The following is a 24,982-nucleotide window of genomic DNA, read 5'->3' on the forward strand; positions in this document are numbered from 1 at the left end:
CCGGGTGGCCGAGGCCGGCGGGGATGCACGGAGACGGCCCTGGCCCCGCGTCCCCCGCTCCGGTCCGGCGGGGTCAGTGGTGGACGGCGGTCCGCTGCTCGCTCGGCGTACCGGCCGCGACGACGGCGCCGCGGGCGCTGGTGCGGCGTTCCAGGGCGGCCGAGAGGATCGCGAGGACCAGGGCGGCCGCGGCGAGGACGGCGCCGACCCAGTTGGGGGCGGTGTAGCCGAAGCCGGCCGCGATGACGATGCCGCCGAGCCAGGCGGACAGTGCGTTGCCGAGGTTGAAGGCGCCGATGTTCACGGCGGAGGCCAGCGTCGGGGCACCGTGTGCCTGGTCGAGAACCCGCTTCTGCAGCGGCGGCACGGTGGCGAAGCCCAGGGCGCCGATGAGGGCGATGGTGACGGCTGCCGCGATCTTGTTGTGCGCGGTGACCGTGAAGAGCGCGAGCACGACGGCCAGGGCGCCCAGCGAGACGTACAGCATGGGCATCAGGGCGCGGTCGGCGAACTTGCCGCCGACGAGGTTGCCGCCGACCATGCCGAGGCCGAAGAGGACGAGCAGCCAGGTGACGGAGCCGTCGGCGAAGCCGGCGACGTGAGTCATCATCGGCGCGATGTAGGTGATGGCCGCGAAGACGCCGCCGAAGCCGAGGACGGTCATCGCCATGGCGAGAAGGACCTGGGTGTTCTTGAAGGCGGCCAGTTCGTGCCGCAGGCGAACGCCCTCGGGCTTGGGCAGGTCGGGCACGAGCTTGGCGATACCGGCCAGGCCGATCACGCCGAGGCCCGCGACGATGGCGAAGGTGACACGCCAGCCGACGGACTGCCCGACGAGAGTGCCCAGCGGGACGCCGACGACATTGGCCACGGTAAGTCCGGTGAACATCATCGCGATGGCTCCGGCCTTCTTGTCCGGGGCGACCAGTTCGGCCGCGACGACCGAGCCGATGCCGAAGAAGGCGCCATGGGCGAGCGAGGCGACCACACGGCCGATCAGCATCACCGAGAAGCTGGTGGCGACGGCGGAGAGCAGGTTGCCGAGGATGAACAGGCCCATCAGCAGCATCAGCATCCGCTTGCGGGGGACCTTGGTGCCGAGCACGGTCATCAGCGGGGCGCCGATCACCACACCCAGCGCGTAGCCGGTGACCAGCAGTCCCGCGGTGGGGATGGAGACCCCGAAGTCACCCGCGACCTGGGGCAGCAACCCCATGATCACGAACTCGGTCGTGCCGATTCCGAAGGCCCCGATCGCGAGGGCCAGAAGCGCGAGAGGCATGTGGAGGTACCCTTCCCAGAAGATTGCAGGAGCACTTTGCGTGCGTTCACAATAGTTGCAGACGCGGGCTATATGCAAGCGCGGACTATTTCATCTGTGCTCTATCCTGGGTTCAGCCACTCCGGGACGGAGGAAACGCCAATGACAGCGACGGACCCCGCACTCACCGGCCTCGCCCAGGGCTGGTGCGCCCTCTCCTTGTTGCACGGGAGGATCGAGGCGCACATCGAGCGCGCCCTGCAGGCCAAGCACGACCTGAGCATGCGGGAGTACTCGCTGCTCGACGTGCTCAGCCGGCAGCACGACGGCGACGGGGGGCATCTGCAGATGCGGCAGGTTGCCGACGCGGTCGTCCTCAGCCAGAGCGCCACCACCCGGCTGGTCACTCGGCTCGAAGACCGCGGACTGCTCTCCCGGTACCTGTGCCCGACCGATCGCCGGGGCATCTACACGAACGTCTCCGAGGCCGGCCTCACGCTGCTCGAAGAGGCCCGCCCGACCAATGACACCGCCCTGCGCGAGGCACTCGACGCAGCGGCCACGAACCTCGAACTGGCGCCCCTGGTCCGGGTCGTGGAGTCGATGAACGTCCCCGCATAGGTCCATCCCGCGCCCACACATCTCTGCCTAAGGTGTGGTCATGGGAGATCTTGAAATACGAGCCGCGGTCACCGAGGACGTCCCCGCCATCGTCGGCATGCTCGCCGACGACCCCCTGGGTTCCCAACGCGAGTCACCGGACGACCTGACGCCCTACCTGGCCGCCCTGGACCGCCTGACCGCCGACCCGAACCAGCACCTCGTCGTCGCCGTGCGCGAGGGCCGCATCGTCGGCACCCTCCAGCTCACGGTCGTTCCGGGGCTGTCCCGCAAGGGCGCCACCCGTTCGATCATCGAGGCTGTACGCATCCACGCGGACGAACGGGGCAGCGGCCTGGGCACACAGCTCATCGAATGGGCGATCGCCGAGTCCCGCCGCCAGGGCTGCCAACTCGTCCAGCTGACCTCTGACGCCACCCGCACCGACGCCCACCGGTTCTATGAGCGGCTCGGCTTCACCGCCTCACACGTGGGTTTCAAGCTCCCTCTCTGACCAAGCCTCTCTCCTGAAGAAGAGTGCGAGGCGTCCTACCGGCAGCGGGAGGCGCCATGTTTCACGTGAAACATGGCGCCTCCCCAGCCGCGACGGCTATCGGATCCCCCGCCACCCCTCCGGGTCCACCCCACCCGGCACAGAACCGCTCTCGTCGTACGGCTGACGCGTGAAGACGAACGATCCGAGGTCCAGGTGGCTCAGGTACCCGTCCGGGCGTCGTACGGGCCGCAGGAGCTCTCCGGCGTAGTAGCCCTCCAGCCCGGTCCAGGTGCCGTCACCGTTGCTCCGGAACCGCGACCGGCGGCCACCGCCGGCCAACGGCTCCAGCGAGGCCCCGCCATCAGCCGTCAACCGCAGGGCGAAACCGTGCGTCCCCCAGTACCACGGACCCGCCAACTCCATTACTCCGGCGTCGACTTCAGGCATCGGGCGCCACGGCTCCGGAATCCTCGGCTCAGCCTCGGCGACGATACGGACGAGATCAACGGCCACCGATGCCAGCGGCGGCCCGGAGGTGCAGTTGGCCAGTACCACCGCCGAGACGTCGTCCGCGAGGCTGATGGTGAGGCTCGCCAAGAAGCCGGGCAGCGATCCGCCGTGGCCGATGAGCAGTCGGCCGTCGCGGCGCTGCACCTGGAGGCCGAGACCGTATGTGGAACCGTCCATCACGTCGGCGGCCTCCGCCGGTGCCGCGGGGGTCCGCATCTCCCGCACGGACTCCGCACTCAGCACGCGGTCGTCCCCGTGCGCCAGGAACACGGCGAACCGCGCCAAGTCGCCAGTGGTGGACCAGAGTTGACCGGCCGGTGCCATACGGCCGAGGTCCTCGGAGGGTTCCGGCAACAGCGCGTCGGCCCACGGATGCACCGCCCAGCCACCTGCGTGCGGTGCCTGCGGCTGAGCACTCGTGCGGTCCAGGCCCAGGGGTTCGAGCACTTCCCGCCGGAGTACGTCCTCCCAAGAGGCACCCCGCAGCTCCTCGACGAGCGCGCCCAACACCGTGTAGCCGGGGTTCGAGTAGTGGAACCGGCGGCCGACCGGATGCAGCAGAGGCTGCTCACCCAGCACATCGCGAAGCTCCGGCCGTAGGGAACCCGGCGTCCGCTCCCACCAGGGCGCGGGCGACTCGGCCGCCAACCCACTTGTGTGCGCGAGGAGTTGGGCGATGGTTGCCTCCCCCGCGCCGGTGCCGGGCAGATGCTTCTCCAGCGGGTCACCGAGGTCGAGGACGCCCTCGTCGCGCAGCCGCAGGACCAGGACGGCGGTGAAGGTCTTGGTGATCGAGCCGATCCGGTACTGCACGTTCTCGTCCGGCCCGTGTCCGTCCACCGAGGTCCGCGCGCCGTGCCACACCGCCCGCCCGTCGCGCACCACCGTCGCGACCAGCGAAGGCGCCCGCCCCTCGGCCTGGGCCACGGCGATCCGATGCAACAGCGCCCTGCGCGTACCGGGAAGCAAGTCGTCCTGAGATGTCGTCATGCCCCCAGTCCATCCGGCGGGGCGGCCGTACGTCGAGCACATTTCTCGGGACACGGCACCGGGTCTGCCGTCTACAGGCGCCCGGTCAGGTCTGCGCCATGTCCACGAAGCGCGAGTAGTGGCCCTGGAAGGCGACGGTGATCGTCGCCGTCGGGCCGTTACGGTGCTTGCCCACGATGATGTCCGCCTCGCCCGCGCGCGGGGACTCCTTCTCGTACGCGTCCTCGCGGTGCAGCAGGATGACCATGTCGGCGTCCTGCTCGATGGAACCGGACTCACGCAGGTCGGACACCATCGGTTTCTTGTCCGTACGCTGCTCGGGACCACGGTTCAGCTGCGAGAGCGCGATCACCGGGACCTCCAGCTCCTTCGCCAGGAGCTTGAGGTTTCGGGACATGTCCGAGACCTCCTGCTGACGGCTCTCCTGTCGCTTGGAGCCACCGGCCTGCATCAGCTGCAGGTAGTCGATGATCACCAGTTTGATGTCACTGCGCTGCTTGAGCCGACGGCACTTCGCGCGGATCTCCATCATCGACAGGTTCGGGGAGTCGTCGATGTAGAGCGGCGCGGACGACACCTCGGGCATCCGGCGTGCCAGCCGCGTCCAGTCCTCGTCGGTCATGGTGCCGGAGCGCATGTGGTGCAGGGCGACTCGGGCCTCGGCGGACAGCAGGCGCATCGCGATCTCGTTGCGCCCCATTTCGAGGGAGAAGATGACACTCGGGAGGTTGTTCTTGATCGACGCCGCACGAGCAAAGTCCAGCGCGAGTGTGGACTTACCCATGGCGGGACGGGCCGCGATGACGATCATCTGGCCCGGGTGCAGACCGTTGGTGAGCGAGTCGAGGTCGGTGAACCCGGTGGGCACACCCGTCATCTCGCCGCTGCGTGAGCCGATCGCCTCGATCTCGTCGAGCGCGCCCTCCATGATGTCGCCGAGCGGGAGGTAGTCCTCGCTGGTCCGCTGCTCGGTGACCGCGTAGATCTCGGCCTGGGCCCGGTTGACGATCTCGTCGACGTCGTCGTCGGCCGCGTATCCCATCTGGGTGATGCGGGTGCCGGCCTCGACCAGGCGGCGCAGGACGGCCCGCTCGTGGACGATCTCCGCGTAGTACTCCGCGTTCGCCGCCGTCGGCACGGTCTGGACGAGCGTGTGCAGATACGATGCGCCGCCGACCTTGTTGATCTCACCGCGCTTGGTGAGTTCGGCGGCGATGGTGATCGGGTCGGCCGGCTCGCCCTTGGCGTAGACGTCGAGGATCGCCTGATAGATCGTCTCGTGCGCGGGCTTGTAGAAGTCATGGCCCTTGAGGACCTCGACGACGTCCGCGATGGCGTCCTTGGAGAGAAGCATGCCGCCGAGCACGGACTGCTCGGCATCGAGGTCCTGCGGCGGCACTCGCTCGAAGGCCGAACCGGCGCCCTCCCACTCGCCACCTTCACGGCCGCGGTCGTGCTGTTCGTCCCGGCCGCGGCCTCCGTCACCGCGCCGTCGGGAAGCAGGCAGACGATCACTGGGACCGCTCTCGGCCCACGGGTCGTCCAAGGGCTCGGAAATACTCACCGAGCCACCTCCTCCCGTCCGTCGAGCGGACCTCGCCGTGCCCCTTATTTCTACGGCACGGCACTGACAAATGAAGCGCCCAACTCCGGTACGGGCGCGTCGGTTTTGTGATGGTTCTCGGTCCGACGGACGGGGCGGGTACCGGTCCACCGTAGGCCTGTGGGCACCGTCAGCCAATCTGGTTATCCACAGGCCATGTGGACGACGGCCCGGATGCTGTGGAGAACCCGCCAAAACCTGTGTACGACCCGGTGGACAGCCCTGTGAACAAGACCTCGCCACTTCCGTCGTAACCGATCTGACCTGCACCTTTCCCATCCACCGGCTGTGCAGAAGAAAAACTTTCCACATCGGACCAAGATCGCTTCGAACAGTGCACGAGAGGACACGAGGCGAGATCAGAGGTAAGGGTCACAAGGCAATTGCATCTCTTACCTGTGGACGATTAGATTAGTGCTCATGACACAGGCTCCCGCGGCCACCAGGGCCACCCGACGACAGCACGACCGAGAGATCGTCATGCTGGCCGTCCCGGCCTTCGGCGCACTCGTCGCCGAGCCCCTCTTCGTCATGGCCGACAGCGCGATCGTCGGCCATCTCGGCACCGCACAACTCGCCGGACTCGGAGTGGCATCCGCCCTCCTGACGACAGCCGTGAGCGTCTTCGTCTTCCTCGCCTACGCCACGACAGCGGCCGTCGCCCGACGCGTCGGCGCGGGTGACCTCCAGGCCGCCATCCGCCAGGGCATGGACGGCATCTGGCTCGCCCTGCTGATCGGCGCCACCGTCATCGCCGTCGTCCTCCCCTCGGCACCCGCCCTCATCGGCCTCTTCGGCGCCTCGGACACTGCCGCCCCCTACGCGACGACCTACTTGCGCATCTCCTCCATCGGCATCCCGGCCATGCTGATCGTCCTCGCCGCCACCGGAGTCCTGCGCGGACTGCAGAACACCAAGACCCCGCTGTACGTAGCCATCTCAGGCTTCGTCGCCAACGCCGCCCTCAACGTAGGGCTTGTCTACGGCGCCGACCTCGGCATCGCCGGTTCCGCCTGGGGCACCGTCATCGCCCAGTGGGGCATGGCCGCCGTCTATCTCGTCGTGGTCGTCCGCGGAGCCCGTCGGCACGGCGCCTCCCTCCGTCCCGACGCCGCAGGGATCAGAGCCTCCGCCCAGGCCGGTGTGCCTCTCCTCATCCGCACACTCTCCCTGCGGGCGGTCCTCCTGATCGCCACCGCCGTCGCGGCCCACCTCGGAGACGCCGACATCGCCGCCCACCAGATCATCCTGTCCCTGTGGTCCCTGCTGGCCTTCGCACTCGACGCCATCGCGATCGCGGGCCAGGCCATCATCGGCCGCTACCTCGGTGCGAACGACCCCCAGGGCGCCCGCGCCGCCTGCCGCCGCATGGTCCAGTGGGGGATCGCCGTCGGAGTAGTGCTCGGTCTCCTGGTGACCCTGTCCCGCCCGCTTTTCCTCCCCCTTTTCACCAGCGACCCCACCGTCAAGGACACTGCCCTGCCCGCCTTGATCATGGTGGCGCTCTCCCAGCCGATCTGCGGTGTCGTCTTCGTCCTGGACGGGGTACTGATGGGCGCGGGAGACGGGCCGTATCTCGCAGGGGCGATGGTGGTGACCCTGGCGGTCTTCGCTCCAGCGGCTCTGCTCGTACCGGTCCTCGGTGCCGGACTGACCGCACTCTGGGGAGCGATGACCCTGATGATGGCGGTACGCATGGTGACGCTCCTGCTGCGCACCCGCTCGGGTCGCTGGGTCGTCACGGGTGCGACCCGCTGACCGTTTCACGTGAAACACCGCGCACTGCCATGTTTCACGTGAAACATGAGCGCCGTAGCGCCGTCTCGAACGCACCACTCGGCCCTCGACCCGTCCCGGGCACAGCAGAGGGGCCGCACCCCAACGGGTGCGGCCCCTCTCTCAGCTGTGCCGAGTGCAGCGATCAGGCTGCGATGACCTCGATGTTGACCTTGGCGGCAACCTCGGGGTGCAGACGCACGGACGTCTCGTGGGCGCCCAGGGTCTTGATCGGGGACGTCAGCTCGATACGACGCTTGTCGACCTCGGGGCCACCGGAAGCCTTGATCGCCGAAGCGATGTCGGCGGGGGTGACGGAACCGAAGAGACGACCTGCGTCGCCGGAGCGAACGGCCAGACGGACCTTGACGCCCTCGAGCTGGGCCTTCACGGAGTTGGCCTGCTCGATGGTCTGGATCTCGTGGATCTTGCGAGCACGACGGATCTGCTCGACGTCCTTCTCGCCACCCTTGGTCCAGCGGATAGCGAACTTCCGCGGGATCAGGTAGTTGCGAGCGTAACCGTCCTTGACGTCCACGACGTCGCCCGCGGCACCGAGGCCGGAGACCTCGTGGGTGAGGATGATCTTCATTAGTCGGTCACCCTTCCCTTATCGCGCGGTGGAGGTGTAGGGCAGCAGCGCCATCTCACGGCTGTTCTTCACAGCCGTGGCGACGTCACGCTGGTGCTGCGTGCAGTTGCCGGTCACGCGGCGGGCACGAATCTTGCCGCGGTCGGAAATGAACTTCCGCAGCATGTTCGTGTCCTTGTAGTCCACGTACTGGACCTTGTCCTTGCAGAATGCGCAGACCTTCTTCTTCGGCTTGCGCACAGGCGGCTTCGCCATGGTGTATCTCCTGTGTGATCAAGAAGTGTGGGTACGACCCACCCTCGGCCCAAGGGCCTAGAAGGGGGGTTCGTCCGAGTAGCCGCCGCCACCGCCGCCACCGCTGGCGCCGCCGGAGTTTCCACCCCAGCCGCCACCGCCGCCGCCCTGGTTTCCACCGGCAGGAGCGCCGGTGGCCCACGGGTCGTCGGCGGGAGCGCCGCCGGCCGGCTGACCGCCGCCGGAGTTTCCACCCCAGCTGCCGCCACCCTGGCCACCGCCACCGCCACCGCCACCGCCACCGCCGAAACCGCCGCCCTGGCCACCGCGAGCGCCACCGGCGGTCTTGGTGACCTTGGCCGTGGCACTGCGCAGGCTGGCGCCGACTTCTTCGACGTCCAGTTCGTAGACCGTGCGCTTGACGCCCTCACGGTCCTCGTAGGACCGCTGCTTCAGCCGGCCCTGCACGATGACGCGCATGCCTCGCTGGAGCGATTCGGCGACGTTCTCCGCCGCCTGACGCCAGACCGAGCAGGTGAGGAAGAGGCTTTCGCCGTCCTTCCACTCGTTCGTCTGGCGGTCGAAGGTGCGGGGAGTGGACGCGACACGGAACTTCGCGACCGCCGCACCGGAAGGGGTGAAGCGCAGCTCGGGGTCGTCGACAAGATTGCCGACGACCGTGATGACGGTCTCGCCTGCCATGGGGGAACCTCTCGGCGGGTTTGCTGCTGGCTGCTTGGTGCTGCTACTCGAATCCCGAGATCAGCTGAGCAGGATGCTCAGTGGGTCTCGGGGCGGAGGACCTTGGTCCGGAGGACCGACTCGTTCAGGTTCATCTGGCGGTCGAGCTCCTTGACGACCGCAGGCTCGGCCTGCAGGTCGATGACCGAGTAGATGCCCTCGGGCTTCTTCTTGATCTCGTACGAGAGACGACGACGGCCCCAGGTGTCGACCTTCTCGACCTTTCCGTTGCCCTCACGGACGACGGAGAGGAAGTTCTCGATCAGGGGGGAGACAGCGCGCTCCTCCAGATCGGGGTCGAGGATGACCATCACCTCGTAGTGACGCATGTGGAACCCACCTCCTTTGGACTCAGCGGCCACGGTCGTTCCGTGGCAGGAGGGTTGTGATGCGTAAGCAACAGTGTGTGCCAGTAAAACAGCCGCCACTGACATCGGGTGCCCCTCGCGGGGATTCCGAGTCGTGGCATGGGCAGACACCAGTGCAGAGGGTACAGAGTACCCGCACACCGGCTTCCGGTTGAAATCCGGTGGCGGAGAGCGTCAATCTGTACACATCGGGTGCGTCCGGCGCGACGATGCGCCGCCTTCCGCAGGAGGTGCCACATGGCACAGGCATTGCGACCCAACACCGCCGGCTCTCTTTTCGCCACAGACGGCAAGCCCCATCCGCTCCAGGACACGCTGCTCGCGGTGACCCTGGTGCTCGGGCTGACCGCGTTCATCACGGGCTTCTTCCACAGCCTGCACCTGCTCAGCTCATGGGCCGGCCTGGTGGGGATCCTCACCGGCGCCTACGGGCAGTGGATCTCCGAGACGACGAGGGAGCGCTTCGGTCTGATCCTGGGTCTCGGTGCCGCGGGTGTCGGATTCTTCCTCGGCATGGCGCACGGCGGCCTGTTCGGCGGAGTCATCAACTGAGGCGACGGACTCCGTAGTCCTAACTCCACGTAAAACAGCACGGAACGCCTTGGCGGCCAACAGGCCGAGGCGAAGGTTGCATACGCCCAGTCGGGGCGCTCGTAAGGCGCAGTAGGCTTCGGCGCGAGAGCCGGAGCCCCTGTACCCATGGGGACACCCCAGCCCGAGGAGCGCCCCGAATGAGCCTGACCCTGAGGACCATCAGCCGTGAGCAGCATCTGGCATTCATCCAGAGCCTGCCCTCGGCGAGCCACATGCAGGTCCCGGCATGGGCTGATGTGAAGGCGGAGTGGCGCTCCGAGAGCCTCGGCTGGTTCGACGAGAAGACCGGCGAGCTGGTCGGCGCGGGCCTGGTCCTCTACCGCCAACTCCCCAAGATCAAGCGCTACTTGGCCTATCTGCCCGAGGGCCCGGTCATCAACTGGTTCGCGCCGAATCTGGACGACTGGATCCAGCCGATGCTGGCCCACCTCAAGCACCAGGGCGCCTTCTCGGTGAAGATGGGCCCGCCGGTCATCATCCGGCGCTGGGAGGCCACCTCCATCAAGGCCGGCATCCAGAATCCGGACGTGAAGCGACTGCGGGACATCGAGGCCGACTTCATCGAACCGCGCGCCTTCGAGGTGGCCGACAAGCTGCGCCGTATGGGCTGGCAGCAGGGTGAGGACGGCGGCGCCGGCTTCGGCGACGTCCAGCCGCGCTACGTCTACCAGGTGCCGCTGGCCAACCGCTCCCTCGAAGAGGTCCACAAGAACTTCAACCAGCTGTGGCGCCGCAACATCAAGAAAGCCGAGAAGGCCGGTGTCGAGGTCGTCCAGGGCGGCTACCACGACCTTGAGGAATGGCAGCGGCTGTACGAGATCACGGCTTTGCGCGACCACTTCCGGCCCCGCCCGCTGTCGTACTTCCAGCGCATGTGGACGGCCCTCAACACCGAGGACCCCAACCGGATGCGGCTGTACTTCGCCCGGCACGACGGGGTGAACCTGTCGGCGGCGACGATGCTCGTGGTCGGCGGACACGTCTGGTACTCCTACGGCGCCTCCGACAACATCGGGCGCGAGGTCCGGCCCTCGAACGCGATGCAGTGGCGGATGCTGCGCGACGCCTACGCGCTCGGCGCCACCGTCTACGACCTGCGCGGCATCTCCGATTCGCTGGACGAGACCGACCACCTCTTCGGGCTGATCCAGTTCAAGGTGGGCACCGGCGGGCAGGCCGCCGAGTACCTCGGTGAGTGGGACTTCCCGCTCAACAAGCTGCTCCACAAGGCGCTCGACATCTACATGTCGCGCCGCTGACCTCACGCACTTCGCTTCGATAGCGTCGACAGCTCCCATACTTCTGATACACCGCAGCCACCCGAAAGGTTCCAGGTCCGGCCATGGCGCTCACGCTCTCCGTCGACACCGCGCGCTGGCGGGCGCATCACAAGCACGTCGCCGAGCAGTTCCCCGGGCTCGTCCCGGTCTGCAAGGGCAACGGCTACGGCTTCGGGCACGAGCGGCTGGCGGAGGAGGCGACGCGTCTCGGCGCGGACGTCCTCGCCGTCGGCACGACGTACGAGGCCGCCCGGATCAAGGACTGGTTCGGCGGTGACCTGCTGGTGCTGACGCCGTACCGCCGCGGCGAGGAGCCCGTTCCGCTGCCGGACCGGGTGATCCGCTCGGTGTCGTCCATCGACGGTGTGTACGGCCTGGTGGGCGCCCGTGTGGTCATCGAGGTGATGTCCTCCATGAAGCGTCACGGCGTGAGCGAGCAGGAACTGCCGCAGCTGCACTCGGCCATAGAGAACGTGCGCCTGGAGGGCTTCGCCATCCACCTCCCGCTGGACCGCACCGACGGCTCGGACGCCGTCGAGGAGGTCATCGGCTGGATGGACCGCCTGCGTGCCGCACGGCTGCCGTTGCACACGATGTTCGTCAGCCACCTCAAGGCCGAGGAACTGGCCCGGCTGCAGCAACAGTTCCCGCAGACCCGCTTCCGGGCCCGTATCGGCACCCGGCTGTGGCTGGGGGACCACGAGGCCACCGAGTACCGCGGAGCGGTCCTGGACGTCACCCGGGTCTCCAAGGGCGACCGTTTCGGCTACCGGCAGCAGAAGGCGGCCTCGGACGGCTATCTGGTGGTCGTTGCGGGCGGTACGTCGCACGGGGTGGGCCTGGAGGCCCCCAAGGCGCTGCACGGCGTCATGCCGCGCGCCAAGGGCGTCGCCCGCGCCGGCCTCGCCACGGTCAACCGGAACCTTTCGCCGTTCGTCTGGGACGGCAAGCAGCGCTGGTTCGCCGAGCCGCCGCACATGCAGGTCTCGATCCTGTTCGTACCGGCGGAAGCGGCCGAGCCGAAGGTCGGCGAGGAGCTGGTGGCCCATCTGCGGCACACCACCACGCAGTTCGACCGGATCGTGGATCGCTGAACCTCTCGACCACGTTCGCTGAGCCCCTCCACAACAGCGAAAGGGCCGTACCCGGGACCTCCCTGGTACGGCCTTTTCGCGTGGTCTCGCCGTCTTTCGTGGGCTCTCCGCATGCCCTGTTCGCTCAGAGCGAACGGTTCGCCGGTCCCTCGCTGCCCCACTCCACCTGCGGCCCGTCGAAGGGGGCCGCGTGCCGCCCAGGACGGGCCGCCGCGCCGAACACGAACACGTCCTCCGCCCTGTCGAGCACCCCGCCCGAGGGGTCGTCGTCACCCGCCATGCGCACCACGTCCCGCTCCGGCATGAGGATGTCGCGCACGATCACGGCACACAGGTAGAGCGTGCCCAGCAGGTGCAGGCCGATGGCCAATTGGTAGCCCTCGGTCGGCAGGCCTTTGTGGGCGTCGCCGCTGGTCGTGTACGCGAGGTACATCCAGATCCCCAGGAAGTACGCCACCTCGCACGCCTGCCAGATCAGGAAGTCCCGCCACTTGGGCCGGGCCAGGACCGCCAGCGGGACCAGCCACAGCACGTACTGCGGCGAGTAGACCTTGTTGGTCACGATGAAGGCCGCGACGATCAGGAAGGCCAGCTGGGCGAAGCGCGGCCGGCGCGGAGCGGTCATCGTGAGCGCCGCGATGCCTGCGCAGCACAGCAGCACCAGCAGGGTGGCGAACGTGTTGACGGTGTCGGTGCTCAGCGGGTCGGTGGACTTCTGGGCCAGGATCAGCCAGAACGACCCGAAGTCGACGCCCCGTTCCTGGCTGAACGTATAGAACTTCGACCAGCCGTCGAAGGCGAAGAGCATCACCGGCAGATTCACCGCCAGCCAGGCGACGACAGCTCCTCCGAACGCCTTCCCGAAGTCCCGCCACTTGCCCGCGCGCCAGCACAACAGGAACAGCGGGCCGAGCAGGAAGACGGGATACAGCTTGGCGGCCGTGGCAAGGCCCAACAGGACGCCGAACGCGAGGGAACGACCCCGGGACCACATCAGCATCGCCGCGGCCGTCAGAGCGACCGCCAGCAGGTCCCAGTTGATGGTGGCGGTCAGCGCGAAGGCGGGCGCCAGGGCGACCAGCAGTCCGTCCCAAGGGCGACGGGCGTGCGTGCGGCTGACGCATACGACGATGACAGCCGCGCACACCATCAGCATCCCGGCGTTGACCATCCAATACCACTGTTCCTGGTGCTGGATGCTGCCGCTGCCCGGGGTGAGCCAGGCGGCCACCTCCATGAACACACCGGTCAGCACCGGGTATTCGAGGTACTGCATGTCGCCGGGCAGCTTGTCGAAGTACGGCACGAGACCGTCGGCGAAACCGCGCCCCTGATAGAGGTGCGGGATGTCCGAGTAGCACGCGTGCGTGTACTGCGAGCTGGCCCCGAAGAACCACCCGCTGTTGTAGCAGGGCGCCTTCTGGACCAGGCCGAGGGCGAAGACGCCGATCGCCACCAGCGCGATGACCCGTACGGGAGTCCACCAGGACGTCCCCAGGAGCGCGCGCCGGCCGATGGGGCCACCGATCAGTTCGCTACCGGCGGCGGCGACCTGGTCGTCCTTGGTCGGCCGTACCGGATCCGGCTCGTGCACGCTCGTGGGCGTCAGTTCTGCACTGGGCATGGGGCACATCCTGCCGTACGGACCTAGGAGTACGCCGGGGGCCGCCGCTCCTCGTGGATGCGGCGGCCCCCGTTTCACGTGAAACATCCGGTGAAGGGTGTTTCACGTGAAACACCCTTCACGAGCGATATGACAGCTAACCGGTTGAGCCTCCAAAGATGCCCCCATTGTCGCTGCCTCTACTGGTACCACTGGATTCCGTGGCAGTGGCCGTGTCCGTCGGCGTGGACGACGAACCTCCGTCGGTGCCACCGTCGTCGCTGCACTGCCAGCTGAACTGGCAGGACTCGGTGGCCGAAGGTGTCGAACTCGGCGTCTGGCTCGGCGTCTCACTCGGAGTCTCGCTGGGCGTCTCACTCGGCGTGATTACGGGCGTCGGAGTGGGAGTCGGAGCGCCATCCTCGTTCGACACCTTGTCGATCTTGGTGGCGTCCGGGAAGCCGGGGTCGGACTTCCCCTTCAGCGCGGCCTCCATGTACTCGGTCCACACCGCAGTCGGGATGTCACCACCATGGATGGACGCCACGCCTGCCGTGCCGTTCATGGAGAGCAGTTGGGCGTCCTTGGGGTTCTCCCTGAACATCGCGATCGACGTCGAGAGCTGCTGGGTGTAGCCGACGAACCAGGCCGACTTGTTGCTGTCGGTGGTACCGGTCTTGCCGGCCGCGTCACGGCCCAGAGCCTTCGCGTTCTCGGCCGTACCGTTCTGGATGACGTTCTCCAGGGTGTTCGTGACGTTGTTCGCCACGTTCTCCGGCATCGCCACCTTCACGGTCGGCTTGGTGAAGCCGGCCACCGGCTGTCCGCCCTCCTTCACGGCCGTCACCGAGTACGGGTCCGCCTGCTTGCCGGACGCGGCGAACGTCGCGTAGGCGTCGGCCATCCGGATCGCGCTGGGAGTCGAGGTACCGATGGCGAAGGACGGGTTCAGCGTGGCGAAACTGTCGTCCAGTATCCCGGACGCCTTGGCCACGTCCCGGACCTTCGAGTTCCCCACGTCCATACCCAACTGCACGAACGGCGTGTTGATGGACTGCTCCATCGCCTTGCGCAGCGAGATGTAACCCCAGGGGTATTTGCTCTCGTTGTTCTGGTAGAAGATCGAGTTGTCCTTGTTCAGGACATACGTGCCGTCCTGGTTTCTGACCTTGAGATGGTCGTCGCCGTTGTACTTGCTGAGCGGCGAGATACCGACGCCGTCGGTCTTGTACGTGCCGTACTCCATGGCGGCTGCGAGCACGAACGGCTTCCAGGTCGAACCCACGGGGACACCCGAGGTGTCGGCGTTGTTGGTGAAGTGGCCGTTCTCGTAGCCATCACCGCCGTACAGGGCGACGATCGCTCCGTCCTTGGGCACCACCGACGCCGCGCCGAACTGGACGTACTTGTCCAGGTTGCGCTTCTTGGGATCGATGCGCTCCTTCTGGATCTTCTTCACGGCCGCACTCAGTGCGTTGACCTTGTCCTTCTGGAAGGTCGTGTAGATCTGGTAGCCGCCCTGGTCGAACTCGGTCTGCGAGATGTTCGAGTGGTTCAGGACGTACTTCTTGGCCGTGTCCACCAGGTAGCTGATCTGGCCGGTCATGCCCTTGGTCGCCTTCAGGCCCTGAGGCTCGGGGTACTTCTTGACCGCCGTCTGGTACTCCGCGTCCGTGATGCGCTTGTCGTCGTGCATCTGCTCCAGGATCCAGGCCCAACGCCCCTTGGAGCGGGCGGTGTTGGCCTTGGAGGTCGCCGCGGGGTCGATGTTCGTGGCGCCGATCGGGTCGTAGTACGTCGGGCCCTTCAACAGGGCCGCCAGGAAGGCACACTGGCTGGGCGTCAGCTTGACCGCGTCCACGCCGTAGTACGTCTGCGCGGCGGCCTGTATGCCGTAGGCACCGCGGCCGTAGTACGAGGTGTTCAGGTAGCCCTGCAGCACCTGTTCCTTGCTGAGCGAGGTCCCCACCTTGATGGAGATGAACATCTCCTTGAACTTACGGGTGACCGTCTGTTCCTGGCTCAGGTAGGTGTTCTTGACGAACTGCTGGGTGATCGTCGAACCACCCTGCGTCTCACCGCCCCGGGCCATGTTGGCCAGAGCCCGGGCGATGCCCATGGGGTCGACGCCCGAGTCCGAGTAGAAGCTCTTGTTCTCCGCCGAGATCACCGACCACTGCATGGCCTTGGGAATCTGGTCGATGGTGATGTTCTGACGGTTCGCCCCGGTGCCCGTGGCGACCATCTGGTCGCCGTTGGACCAGTAGTAGACGTTGTTCTGCGACTTGGCCGCGGTGTTCTCGCTGGGGATGCCGACCATCGCGTAGCCGACACCGACCGCGGCCACGAGGCTGCCGAAGAAGAACAGGCACAGGCCGGAGACAAGCTTCCAGGAGGGCATCCAGCGGCGCCATCCGTACTTGTCGAAGCGCGGATAGTCGATGAACCGCTTCTTGCCGGGCGCGGGAGCGCGACCTCTGCCCCGGCCGGGCCCGTTCGGGCCGCCGGGACCTTGACCGGCGGGCTCTCTACGACGGCCGCCGCCTCTCTGCGCAGCCCGACGGGCTTCGGCGCGGCTGCCGAACTGGCGCTCTTCACCCCCCGGCTCGGCGGGGTTCGACCCATAGGAGTCGGAGGGAGACCCGGTGGTGGCGCCTCGCGGTGCCGCGCGGCGGCCGGAGGTCGGTCCGGACTGGCCGCGTCGGGCCGCGGCACGTCCGCCTCCCTGCGGCTGCGGCGGTTTGCGACGGTGCTCGCTCATCGAACGATTACTCCTCGGGCAGGCGCACCCGTGCGCGCCTGGAAACGGCGGCTGGTTTCCGGTCCCCCCGAAGTACGGATGTGGTCGGTTCTGCATTCATCCGTACCGCACCAGGGACGGCGACGCCCCCACGCGTCACTTGGTTCCCGGTGGTGTGCATGCCGGACAGACTACGCACCGTCAAAACCTGCTTAGCCCCGAAGTTCACCCCAAATCAGGCAACTTGATTCCAACGAATCAGTGATGTGACGCCGCTCACCATCTCCCCACTTGTCGCATCCGGAAGGCCGTTCTATCGTCTGGATGTATCGAGTCGATACATCAGCTCGGCATAAAGGCCGTCACGGCGGGGTCACGGACAGGAAGGAGGCGACCATGAGTCGACGCTCCGGCATCCTCGAGTTCGCCATCCTCGGCCTGCTCCGCGAATCCCCCATGCACGGCTATGAGCTGCGCAAACGACTCAACACGTCACTCGGTGTGTTCCGTGCGTTCAGCTACGGGACGCTCTACCCCTGCCTCAAGACGCTGGTCGCCAACGGCTGGTTGATCGAGGAAACGGGAAACACCCCCGAGGACGCCCTTACCGCCACCCTCGCGGGACGTCGCGCCAAGATCGTCTACCGGCTGACGGCGGAAGGTAAGGAGCACTTCGAGGAGCTGCTCTCACAGACGGGGCCCGACGCGTACGAGGACGAACATTTCGCCGCTCGTTTCGCCTTCTTCGGGCAGACGTCACGTGACGTACGCATGCGCGTACTGGAAGGTCGCCGCAGCCGGCTGGAGGAGCGTCTCGACAAGATGCGTACCTCCCTGGCGCGGACCCGGGAGCGCCTCGACGACTACACGCTTGAGCTCCAGCGCCACGGAATGGAGTCCGTGGAGCGCGAAGTGCGCTGGCTGAACGAGCTCATCGAGAGCGAGCGGGCCGGACGGGACCTCAAGGGTCCCGCTTCGGATCGCTCCGCTCAGCAGGACAGCACATCTGGGGAGTCGGGCGGCCTGCCCCGGCTCGGGGGCGCCACCCCCGGGCCGGATCCGTCCGACGAAACCACCACATGAGGTCCAGTCAGGGCCTCACCTCGCACACACAGGGAGCAACCGGAATGGGTTCGGTTCGCGTAGCCATCGTCGGCGTGGGCAACTGCGCCGCCTCACTGGTACAGGGCGTCGAGTACTACAAGGACGCCGATCCGGCGGCCAAGGTGCCCGGCCTGATGCACGTCCAGTTCGGCGAGTACCACGTCGGTGACGTCGAGTTCGTCGCCGCGTTCGACGTCGACGCGAAGAAGGTCGGCCTCGACCTCTCCGACGCCATCGGTGCCAGTGAGAACAACACCATCAAGATCTGCGACGTCCCGAACAAGGGCGTCACCGTCCAGCGCGGTCACACCCTCGACGGCCTGGGCAAGTACTACCGGATGACGATCGAGGAGTCCGACGAGACCCCGGTCGACGTGGTCCAGATCCTCAAGGACAAGCAGGTCGACGTCCTGATCTGCTACCTGCCCGTCGGTTCCGAGGACGCGGCGAAGTTCTACGCCCAGTGCGCCATCGACGCCAAGGTCGCCTTCGTCAACGCCCTCCCGGTCTTCATCGCCGGCACCAAGGAGTGGGCGGACAAGTTCACCGAGGCCGGCGTCCCGATCGTCGGCGACGACATCAAGTCGCAGGTCGGCGCCACCATCACGCACCGCGTGATGGCGAAGCTGTTCGAGGACCGCGGTGTCCGTCTTGAGCGCACGATGCAGCTCAACGTCGGCGGCAACATGGACTTCAAGAACATGCTGGAGCGCGACCGCCTCGAGTCCAAGAAGATCTCGAAGACGCAGGCCGTCACCTCGCAGATCCCGGACCGCGACCTGGGCGAGAAGAACGTCCACATCGGCCCGTCGGACTACGTCCAGTGGCTCGACGACCGCAAGTGGGCCTACGTCCGCCTCGAAGGCCGCGCCTTCGGCGACGTCCCGCTGAACCTGGAGTACAAGCTCGAGGTCTGGGACTCCCCGAACTCCGCGGGTGTCATCATCGACGCCCTGCGCGCCGCGAAGATCGCCAAGGACCGCGGCATCGGCGGCCCGATCCTCTCCGCGTCGAGCTACTTCATGAAGTCCCCGCCGGTCCAGTACTTCGACGACGAGGCCTACGCCAACGTCGAGAAGTTCATCAAGGGCGAGGTCGAGCGCTAGGACCCGCCACCGGTCCGTCCGTCGAGGGTCCCCGGGCATTGCGCCCGGGGACCCTCCTCGTATGTGAGGCTGTGCCCATGGCCGTCGTCCGTGACCTGCGCATCCTCCTGCGCTTCCAGGGTTTCCGGCGCCTGCTCGCCGTACGCCTGCTCTCCCAGGGCGCGGACGGCGTCTACCAGGTCGCACTCGCCACCTACGTCGTCTTCTCACCGGAGAAACAGACCTCGGCCACCGCGATCGCCTCCGCGATGGCGGTCCTGCTCCTCCCGTACTCCCTCATCGGCCCCTTCGCCGGCGTCCTCCTGGACCGCTGGCGCCGCCGCCAGGTCTTCCTCTACGGCAACCTGCTGCGCGCCCTGCTGGCCGCGCTGACAGCCGTCCTGATGGTGAGCCACGTCCCGGACTGGCTCTTCTACGTCTCCGCGCTCTGCGTCACCGCGGTCAACCGCTTCGTCCTCGCCGGCCTGTCCGCCGCGCTCCCGCGCGTGGTCGACGACGAACGCCTGGTCGTCGCCAACTCCCTTTCCCCCACGGCCGGAACACTGGCGGCGACACTGGGCGGCGGCCTCGCCTTCCTCGTACGGCTGCTGGTCGCGGACACCGACGCCGCGGTGGTGCTGCTGGGATCCGCTCTGTATCTGTGCGCGGCCCTCACGTCCTTGCGCATGGCTCCCGAACTCCTCGGCCCCGACCGCGCGTTGACCCAGCCCCGGCTGGCCACAGCCCTCGCCGGCACCGCCCGGGACCTGACAGCGGCGGTACGCCATCTCGCCGCGCCACAGCGCAGGGAGGCGGTCTGGGCTCTCGCCGCGATGACACTGATGCGGTTCTGCTACGGCGCCCTGACCGTCCTGCTGCTGATGCTCTGCCGGTACGCCCTGTCCTCGACCTCCGACGACGGACTGCGCCTGCTGGGGCTGGCGTTGGGGGTGTCCGGCGCCGGCTTCTTCGTGGCGGCCGTGGTGACACCCTGGGCCGCGGGGCGCCTCGGCCCCGGCCGCTGGATCGCCGTCTGCGCCGCGGGCGCCGCCCTCCTGGAACCGGCCCTCGGCCTCCCGTTCACCACCGCCCCCATGCTTGCGGCGGCCTTCGTCCTCGGCCTGACCACACAGGGCGCGAAGATCGCCACGGACACGATCGTGCAGTTCTCGGTCGACGACGGCTTCCGCGGCCGCATCTTCTCCGTCTACGACGTGCTGTTCAACGTCGCCTTCGTCGGCGCCGCCGCGATGGCCGCGCTGATGCTTCCCCCTGACGGCCGCTCAGCGGTGCTGGTGATCACCGTTGCCGTCATCTACGGAGCGGTTGCTGCGACTATGGCCCACTTTGAGCGCCGGAGAGTGTCACATCACTGACACGGAGTCGTCCTGGGTCACAGCGGTGTCAGTGGCGGCAGGTAGCTTACGGGCGTCTTATTTCGCATCATGCCGCACGCCGGACCAAGGGTCACGCCGTGCCATGCGTCCACGTTCCAGGGGGGACCCCAGTGACTACTCCGCCGCCTCAGAGCCCGAACCCATACGCCCAGGGGCCGAACCCCTATGCCCAGGACCAGCAGCCCTACGGCCAGCCTCAGACTCCGGCGCCGCATCCGGCGCAGGCTCAGGCCCAAGCCCCGTATCCGCCGCAGGCGCAGGCTCCGTACCCGCCTCAAGGCGGTTACCCGCAGCAGCCCGGCCAGCCCGGCTTCCCGCCCCAGGGCGCGGCCCCGTACGCTCCGGTCCCCCCACAGCCGAAGCGCAAGTTCAGCTTCAAGATGATCCGGCTTGCCGTCGTGATCGTGATCGCCGCGGGTGCGGCGATCTTCAGCTACATATCCGGGCAGCACGACCCCGATACGGCCAAGGTCGGCGACTGCATGCACCGCGGCAGCACCAGCGACACCGACCCGAAGCTCGAGGTCGTGAAGTGCGGCGACTCGAAGGCCCAGTTCATCGTGCTGGCCAAGGTGAGTGGCAACTACTCCCGGACCGAGGCCGACACCAAGTGCGCGGCGGCCGCCAAGGACTTCCAGTACCAGTACACCCAGACCGGCAAGGGCAGCGACTTCCTGCTCTGCCTGAAGGACTACAAGAAGTAAGGCAGATGTGGCGAGGGGCGGTGTCTCATGTTTCACGTGAAACACCGCCCCTGATGCTGTCCGGGGTCATGTTTCACGTGAAACATGACCCCGTCCCGCGACCTCAGCTCTCCGCGGCCCACCACTCCTTGAGGGCGGCCACGGCTGCCTCATGCTCCATCGGCCCGTTCTCCAGCCGCAGTTCCAACAGGAACTTGTACGCGCGACCGATGACCGGTCCGGGAGTGACGCCCAGGACCTCCATGATCTGGTTGCCGTCGAGGTCGGGACGGATCGAGTCCAGCTCCTCCCGCGCCTGCAACTGGGCGATGCGTTCCTCCAGACCGTCGTACGCACGGGACAGCGCGGCGGCCCTGCGCTTGTTCCGTGTGGTGCAGTCCGAGCGGGTCAGCTTGTGGAGGCGGTCGAGGAGTGGGCCGGCGTCACGGACGTAGCGGCGGACGGCCGAGTCGGTCCACTCGCCGGTGCCGTAGCCGTGGAAGCGCAGGTGGAGTTCGACGAGACGTGAGACGTCCTTCACCAGGTCGTTGGAGTACTTGAGCGCCAGCATGCGCCTCTTGGTCATCTTCGCGCCGACCACCTCGTGGTGGTGGAACGAGACCCGGCCGTCGTTCTCGAACCGGCGGGTGCGCGGCTTGCCGATGTCGTGCAGAAGGGCGGCCAGCCGGAGGACGAGGTCGGGACCGTTCTCCTCCAGTTCGATCGCCTGCTCCAGAACGATCAGCGTGTGTTCGTAGACGTCCTTGTGCCGGTGGTGCTCGTCGCTCTCCAGGCGGAGGGCGGGAAGCTCGGGCAGGACGTGGTCGGCGAGTCCGGTGTCGACCAGCAGGGTCAGTCCCTTGCGCGGGTTCGCGGAGAGGATCAGCTTGTTCAGCTCGTCCCGCACCCGCTCGGCCGAGACGATCTCGATCCGCCCGGACATCTCCGTCATCGCCGCGACGACCTCGGGAGCGACCTCGAAGTCGAGCTGCGCGGCGAAGCGGGCCGCCCGCATCATCCGCAGGGGATCGTCCGAGAAGGAGGCCTCGGGGGTGCCGGGGGTCCGCAGTACCCGGGCCGCGAGGTCGTCGAGGCCGCCGTGCGGGTCGATGAACTCCTTCTCCGGGAGCGCGACAGCCATCGCGTTCACCGTGAAGTCGCGCCGGACGAGGTCCTCCTCGATGGAGTCGCCGTACGACACCTCGGGCTTGCGAGAGGTCCGGTCGTACGCCTCCGACCGGTAGGTGGTCACCTCGATCAGGTAGCCGTCCTTCTGCACCCCCACGGTGCCGAAGGCGATCCCGACCTCCCACACCGCGTCGGCCCACGGCCGGACGATCTTCAGTACGTCCTCGGGGCGCGCATCCGTCGTGAAGTCCAGGTCGTTGCCGAGCCGGTCGAGCAGCGCGTCCCGGACCGAGCCGCCGACCAGGGCGAGGGAGAACCCGGCCTCCTGGAAACGGCGGGCGAGGTCGTCGGCGACGGGAGCCACCCGCAGCAGTTCACTCACCGCGTGGCGCTGCACCTGGCTCAGGGCACTGGGGTTGTCTTCGTTGGCGTTCGGCACAACAGAAAAGGGTACGTGGCCCCGGCCACCGCGAGCGCCTCCATTAAATGTGCACGGACACGTCCGCTGATACCCGCGCAAGCGCTGCCCTTGCGACGTACAGGAACGCTCCCCTTTATACGGGCACATACGGGATGGTCCGGCGCTGTTCTCCGATCTTGTGGAGCAGACCGCGGCACTTCCCCTCAGCGCGCATCGTTACCATGCGTGGACGCACATTGCGACGACCACTGACGATGACGAGGGACGGGCGAGCGCGTGGCCGAGGCGGCAGACTTCCAGGGGACGTGTCCCTCACCTGCCCGCCGGTGGCTGCGGCGCACCGGCGCACTGCTCGCCGGGGCGCCTCTGCTGGCCGGCCTGCTCCAGTTGTCCGCCACCACGCCCGCCGGCGCGGCCGAGCAGACGTCCGCGAAGGCTGCCTCCGGCTCGCAGACGGTGTCGGTCTCCGTGGACTCGCTCAGCCCCAGCATCCCCACGGACGGGGACACCCTGACCGTCTCCGGGACGGTCACCAACAACGGCAAGCAGACGGTCACGGACGCCCACGTGGGCCTGCGCCTGGGCCAGGCGGTCAGCACCCGCTCGGCGATCGACACCGTCGCCAACCGCACCGACTACGTCCAGGGCGTCGACGGCTCGGAGATCGGCGACAAGTACACCGAGAAGTTCGCCAAGCTCACTCCGGGCGTCGCGGAGCCCTTCACCCTCTCCGTGCCGGTCGACAAGCTGGACCTCGGTGACGACGGCGTCTACCCGCTCGGTGTCTCACTCTCCGGCCAGACCTCCGCGCAGCCGTGGGAGCAGGTGCTGGGCATCCAACGGACGTTCCTGCCGTGGCAGCCCGACGAGGCGGACACGAAGACGAAGACGACGTATCTGTGGCCGCTGATCTCCGGCGTCCACATGACGGCGCAGACGGGTTCCAACGAGCAGCAGACGCCGGTCTTCCTCAACGACGACCTCGCCAAGGAGATCTCCCCGGGCGGTCGCCTCGACCAGATGCTGTCGCTGGGCAAGGATCTCGACGTCACCTGGGTGATCGACCCGGACCTGCTGGCCTCCGTCGACGCGATGACCAGCAGCTACAAGATCCAGGGCGACGGCGACACCACGACGACGGGCACCCACCAGGCGGTCGCCAAGGCGTGGCTCGCCGAGCTGCAGTCGGCGGTCGCGGACAAGGAGGTCGTCGCTCTCCCCTTCGCCGACCCGGACCTGGCGTCCCTCGCCCACAACGGCACCAGCGTCACCGGCTCGCTGAGCCACCTCAAGGACGCCACGGACGTCGCCGCGAGCACCGTGGAGACCGTGCTCCACGTGACGCCGACCACGGACTTCGCGTGGCCGGTGAACGGCGCCGTGGACCCGTCGATCATCAAGGTCGCCACCTCGGCCGGCGCCGACAAGGTGATCGCCCGCAGCGACAGCCTCCAGGAGACCGGCGGCCTGTCGTACACGCCCTCCGCCGCCCGCCCCATCGGCGGCGGTACGACCGCGGTGGTCGCGGACTCACGGCTCTCCACGGCGTTCGAGGGTGATCTGACGAGGGCCGGGGCCGCCACACTCGCCGAGCAGCGGTTCCTCGCCCAGAGCCTGACGCTCGATCTGCAGACGGACAAGCAGCGCAGCATCGTCGTCGCCCCGCAGCGCATGCCGACCGCGAGCCAGGCCCAGGCGATGGCCGAGGCGCTGACGACCCTCCAGGGCAGCACCTGGAGCGAGTCGCAGGACCTCACCGCGGCGGCCAAGGCGAAGCCCGACCCGAGCGCCACCACAAGGATCCCGTCGTCCTCCTCGTACCCCTCCTCGCTGCGCAAGCAGGAGCTGCCGAAGTCGGCCTTCGAGCAGATCGCGGCCACCCAGGACAAGCTCGACAACTTCCGGGTGATCCTCACCGACGAGTCCCGGGTCGTGACCCCGTTCGGGCGGGCCATGAACCGTGAGATGTCCACGTCGTGGCGAGGACAGGCGGGCGAGGCGACGAACTTCCGCCAGAGCGTGCTGGATTATCTCGACGACCTCACCAACCAGGTGAAACTGATCGACAAGTCCGAGACCAAGCTCTCGGGCCGCAGCGCCACGATCCCCGTGACCGTGCAGAACAACCTCGTGCAGGGCGTCGACCACCTGATCCTGCGCCTCACCTCGACGAACCCCACCCGCCTGAAAATCAAAGGCAGGGCCTACACGGAGCAGCCGGTCACGGTCAACGGCGGGCACAGCCAGTCCGTGAAGTTCACCACGTCGGCCAACGCCAACGGCAAGGTGGGCGTGACCGCCCAGCTGTACACGGAGGACGGCCAGGAGTACGGACAGGCCGTCAACTTCGACGTGAAGGTCACCGAGGTCACGGCCACCGTCATGCTGGTCATCGGCGGCGGTGTCCTGCTGCTCGTCCTCGCCGGCTTCCGGATGTACACGCACCGCAAGCGTGCCGTCGCCCGCCAGGCCGAGGAAGGTCCCGACGGACCCGACGACGAAGCGACCGAGGAACCCGAAGGCCCGGAGAACCCCAAGAGCCCCCAAGACCGTCTCAAGGAGGAGTCCGGCACTCCGTCCCGGGCAGACGACCCGGAGCAGCCGAGTGACCCGACACCGGACACCGCACCGGAAAGCGCCGACCCGTCCGGCACGGGTGAGAGAGTGGACCGTTGAGCGATG

At 67.6% G+C, this 24,982-nt stretch carries 21 protein-coding genes; 11 read left to right on the plus strand and 10 right to left on the minus strand.

All coding sequences use genetic code 11. From position 1 onward, the window contains the following. Nucleotides 1-73: 73 nt before the first annotated feature. Nucleotides 74-1,282 carry an MFS transporter gene (locus SPR02S_RS01295; protein ID WP_019055122.1) on the minus strand — a complete coding sequence of 403 codons (1,209 nt, stop codon included), beginning with the start codon at nucleotides 1,280-1,282 and terminating at the stop codon, nucleotides 74-76. A gap of 141 nt (nucleotides 1,283-1,423) precedes the next feature. Here SPR02S_RS01295 and SPR02S_RS01300 point away from each other — a divergent pair, with 141 nt between their 5' ends. Together SPR02S_RS01300 and SPR02S_RS01305 are read left to right on the plus strand one after the other, a co-directional pair. Continuing rightward, a complete protein-coding gene (locus tag SPR02S_RS01300; protein ID WP_019055123.1) occupies nucleotides 1,424-1,882 on the plus strand; it encodes a MarR family winged helix-turn-helix transcriptional regulator in 459 nt (152 codons plus the stop codon). A gap of 40 nt (nucleotides 1,883-1,922) precedes the next feature. Continuing rightward, nucleotides 1,923-2,375, plus strand: coding sequence for a GNAT family N-acetyltransferase (locus SPR02S_RS01305; protein ID WP_019055124.1), 453 nt, complete (start codon nucleotides 1,923-1,925; stop codon nucleotides 2,373-2,375). Nucleotides 2,376-2,471: 96 nt separating this feature from the next. Here the strand turns inward: SPR02S_RS01305 and SPR02S_RS01310 are convergent, their stop codons facing one another. Then, entirely contained in the window at nucleotides 2,472-3,857 is a 1,386-nt protein-coding gene (locus tag SPR02S_RS01310) for a serine hydrolase domain-containing protein (protein ID WP_019055125.1), read from the minus strand. Nucleotides 3,858-3,942: 85 nt separating this feature from the next. Then, nucleotides 3,943-5,421 (minus strand): replicative DNA helicase, encoded by a 1,479-nt coding sequence (gene dnaB, locus SPR02S_RS01315; protein ID WP_026150108.1) that lies wholly within the window; start codon nucleotides 5,419-5,421, stop codon nucleotides 3,943-3,945. A 459-nt stretch (nucleotides 5,422-5,880) separates the two neighbouring features. On the opposite strand from dnaB, the gene SPR02S_RS01320 reads away from it, so the two are divergent. Then, nucleotides 5,881-7,218, plus strand: coding sequence for an MATE family efflux transporter (locus SPR02S_RS01320; RefSeq protein ID WP_026150109.1), 1,338 nt, complete (start codon nucleotides 5,881-5,883; stop codon nucleotides 7,216-7,218). A 163-nt stretch (nucleotides 7,219-7,381) separates the two neighbouring features. On the opposite strand, the gene rplI is transcribed toward SPR02S_RS01320, so the two are convergent. From rplI to rpsF, 4 genes are all read right to left on the minus strand, one after another. Next, on the minus strand, nucleotides 7,382-7,828 hold the full coding sequence (gene rplI / locus SPR02S_RS01325) for a 50S ribosomal protein L9 (protein ID WP_019055128.1): 447 nt from the start codon (nucleotides 7,826-7,828) through the stop codon (nucleotides 7,382-7,384). Between the two features lie 18 nt (nucleotides 7,829-7,846). Continuing rightward, on the minus strand, nucleotides 7,847-8,083 hold the full coding sequence (gene rpsR / locus SPR02S_RS01330; RefSeq protein WP_006381652.1) for a 30S ribosomal protein S18: 237 nt from the start codon (nucleotides 8,081-8,083) through the stop codon (nucleotides 7,847-7,849). 57 nt (nucleotides 8,084-8,140) lie between these two features. Beyond that, entirely contained in the window at nucleotides 8,141-8,764 is a 624-nt protein-coding gene (locus SPR02S_RS01335) for a single-stranded DNA-binding protein (protein WP_019055129.1), read from the minus strand. 77 nt (nucleotides 8,765-8,841) lie between these two features. After that, nucleotides 8,842-9,132, minus strand: coding sequence for a 30S ribosomal protein S6 (gene rpsF, locus SPR02S_RS01340; protein ID WP_006604399.1), 291 nt, complete (start codon nucleotides 9,130-9,132; stop codon nucleotides 8,842-8,844). A 276-nt stretch (nucleotides 9,133-9,408) separates the two neighbouring features. On the opposite strand from rpsF, the gene SPR02S_RS01345 reads away from it, so the two are divergent. From SPR02S_RS01345 to SPR02S_RS01355, 3 genes are all read left to right on the plus strand, one after another. Continuing rightward, a complete protein-coding gene (locus SPR02S_RS01345; RefSeq protein WP_019055130.1) occupies nucleotides 9,409-9,723 on the plus strand; it encodes a hypothetical protein in 315 nt (104 codons plus the stop codon). A 179-nt stretch (nucleotides 9,724-9,902) separates the two neighbouring features. Further along, on the plus strand, nucleotides 9,903-11,024 hold the full coding sequence (femX, locus tag SPR02S_RS01350; protein WP_019055131.1) for a peptidoglycan bridge formation glycyltransferase FemX: 1,122 nt from the start codon (nucleotides 9,903-9,905) through the stop codon (nucleotides 11,022-11,024). A gap of 83 nt (nucleotides 11,025-11,107) precedes the next feature. After that, complete coding sequence (locus tag SPR02S_RS01355) at nucleotides 11,108-12,139, plus strand: alanine racemase (protein ID WP_019055132.1); 1,032 nt, start codon at nucleotides 11,108-11,110, stop codon at nucleotides 12,137-12,139. A 124-nt stretch (nucleotides 12,140-12,263) separates the two neighbouring features. On the opposite strand, the gene SPR02S_RS01360 is transcribed toward SPR02S_RS01355, so the two are convergent. Together SPR02S_RS01360 and SPR02S_RS01365 are read right to left on the minus strand one after the other, a co-directional pair. Next, the gene (locus SPR02S_RS01360) at nucleotides 12,264-13,763 is read right to left on the minus strand and encodes a glycosyltransferase family 87 protein (RefSeq protein ID WP_019055133.1); all 1,500 of its coding nucleotides are present in this window, start codon (nucleotides 13,761-13,763) and stop codon (nucleotides 12,264-12,266) included. A 136-nt stretch (nucleotides 13,764-13,899) separates the two neighbouring features. Beyond that, nucleotides 13,900-16,143 (minus strand): transglycosylase domain-containing protein, encoded by a 2,244-nt coding sequence (locus SPR02S_RS01365; protein ID WP_019055134.1) that lies wholly within the window; start codon nucleotides 16,141-16,143, stop codon nucleotides 13,900-13,902. Between the two features lie 735 nt (nucleotides 16,144-16,878). Here SPR02S_RS01365 and SPR02S_RS01370 point away from each other — a divergent pair. The 4 genes from SPR02S_RS01370 to SPR02S_RS01385 all read left to right on the plus strand — a co-directional run bounded on the left by SPR02S_RS01370 (nucleotide 16,879) and on the right by SPR02S_RS01385 (nucleotide 20,772). Beyond that, entirely contained in the window at nucleotides 16,879-17,565 is a 687-nt protein-coding gene (locus SPR02S_RS01370) for a PadR family transcriptional regulator (protein ID WP_019055135.1), read from the plus strand. 44 nt (nucleotides 17,566-17,609) lie between these two features. Beyond that, entirely contained in the window at nucleotides 17,610-18,692 is a 1,083-nt protein-coding gene (locus tag SPR02S_RS01375; protein WP_019055136.1) for an inositol-3-phosphate synthase, read from the plus strand. A 77-nt stretch (nucleotides 18,693-18,769) separates the two neighbouring features. Then, nucleotides 18,770-20,047: an MFS transporter gene (locus SPR02S_RS01380; protein ID WP_019055137.1), complete on the plus strand. Its 1,278-nt coding sequence runs from the start codon at nucleotides 18,770-18,772 to the stop codon at nucleotides 20,045-20,047. Between the two features lie 131 nt (nucleotides 20,048-20,178). Next, nucleotides 20,179-20,772, plus strand: coding sequence for an LppU/SCO3897 family protein (locus tag SPR02S_RS01385; protein ID WP_026150110.1), 594 nt, complete (start codon nucleotides 20,179-20,181; stop codon nucleotides 20,770-20,772). Between the two features lie 103 nt (nucleotides 20,773-20,875). Here the strand turns inward: SPR02S_RS01385 and SPR02S_RS01390 are convergent, their stop codons facing one another. Continuing rightward, nucleotides 20,876-22,318, minus strand: coding sequence for a CCA tRNA nucleotidyltransferase (locus SPR02S_RS01390; protein ID WP_019055139.1), 1,443 nt, complete (start codon nucleotides 22,316-22,318; stop codon nucleotides 20,876-20,878). A 258-nt stretch (nucleotides 22,319-22,576) separates the two neighbouring features. Here SPR02S_RS01390 and SPR02S_RS01395 point away from each other — a divergent pair, with 258 nt between their 5' ends. Continuing rightward, the gene (locus SPR02S_RS01395; protein WP_019055140.1) at nucleotides 22,577-24,976 is read left to right on the plus strand and encodes a DUF6049 family protein; all 2,400 of its coding nucleotides are present in this window, start codon (nucleotides 22,577-22,579) and stop codon (nucleotides 24,974-24,976) included. Nucleotides 24,977-24,982: the final 6 nt, after the last annotated feature.

This window comes from Streptomyces prunicolor NBRC 13075 (assembly GCF_000367365.1).
In the GTDB taxonomy this organism is placed as follows: Bacteria; Actinomycetota; Actinomycetes; order Streptomycetales; family Streptomycetaceae; genus Streptomyces; species Streptomyces prunicolor.

Excerpts from the sequence above, each read along its gene's own strand:
- SPR02S_RS01355 (WP_019055132.1), top strand. The coding sequence starts at position 11,108 with ATGGCGCTCACGCTCTCCGTCGACACCGCGCGCTGGCGGGCGCATCAC.
- SPR02S_RS01365 (WP_019055134.1), bottom strand. The coding sequence starts at position 16,143 with ATGCCCTCCTGGAAGCTTGTCTCCGGCCTGTGCCTGTTCTTCTTCGGC.
- SPR02S_RS01310 (WP_019055125.1), bottom strand. The coding sequence starts at position 3,857 with ATGACGACATCTCAGGACGACTTGCTTCCCGGTACGCGCAGGGCGCTG.
- SPR02S_RS01320 (WP_026150109.1), top strand. The coding sequence starts at position 5,881 with ATGACACAGGCTCCCGCGGCCACCAGGGCCACCCGACGACAGCACGAC.
- SPR02S_RS01345 (WP_019055130.1), top strand. The coding sequence starts at position 9,409 with ATGGCACAGGCATTGCGACCCAACACCGCCGGCTCTCTTTTCGCCACA.
- SPR02S_RS01335 (WP_019055129.1), bottom strand. The coding sequence starts at position 8,764 with ATGGCAGGCGAGACCGTCATCACGGTCGTCGGCAATCTTGTCGACGAC.
- SPR02S_RS01380 (WP_019055137.1), top strand. The coding sequence starts at position 18,770 with ATGGCCGTCGTCCGTGACCTGCGCATCCTCCTGCGCTTCCAGGGTTTC.
- SPR02S_RS01375 (WP_019055136.1), top strand. The coding sequence starts at position 17,610 with ATGGGTTCGGTTCGCGTAGCCATCGTCGGCGTGGGCAACTGCGCCGCC.
- SPR02S_RS01300 (WP_019055123.1), top strand. The coding sequence starts at position 1,424 with ATGACAGCGACGGACCCCGCACTCACCGGCCTCGCCCAGGGCTGGTGC.
- rpsF (WP_006604399.1), bottom strand. The coding sequence starts at position 9,132 with ATGCGTCACTACGAGGTGATGGTCATCCTCGACCCCGATCTGGAGGAG.
- rplI (WP_019055128.1), bottom strand. The coding sequence starts at position 7,828 with ATGAAGATCATCCTCACCCACGAGGTCTCCGGCCTCGGTGCCGCGGGC.
- SPR02S_RS01305 (WP_019055124.1), top strand. The coding sequence starts at position 1,923 with ATGGGAGATCTTGAAATACGAGCCGCGGTCACCGAGGACGTCCCCGCC.
- femX (WP_019055131.1), top strand. The coding sequence starts at position 9,903 with ATGAGCCTGACCCTGAGGACCATCAGCCGTGAGCAGCATCTGGCATTC.
- SPR02S_RS01360 (WP_019055133.1), bottom strand. The coding sequence starts at position 13,763 with ATGCCCAGTGCAGAACTGACGCCCACGAGCGTGCACGAGCCGGATCCG.
- SPR02S_RS01370 (WP_019055135.1), top strand. The coding sequence starts at position 16,879 with ATGAGTCGACGCTCCGGCATCCTCGAGTTCGCCATCCTCGGCCTGCTC.
- SPR02S_RS01295 (WP_019055122.1), bottom strand. The coding sequence starts at position 1,282 with ATGCCTCTCGCGCTTCTGGCCCTCGCGATCGGGGCCTTCGGAATCGGC.
- rpsR (WP_006381652.1), bottom strand. The coding sequence starts at position 8,083 with ATGGCGAAGCCGCCTGTGCGCAAGCCGAAGAAGAAGGTCTGCGCATTC.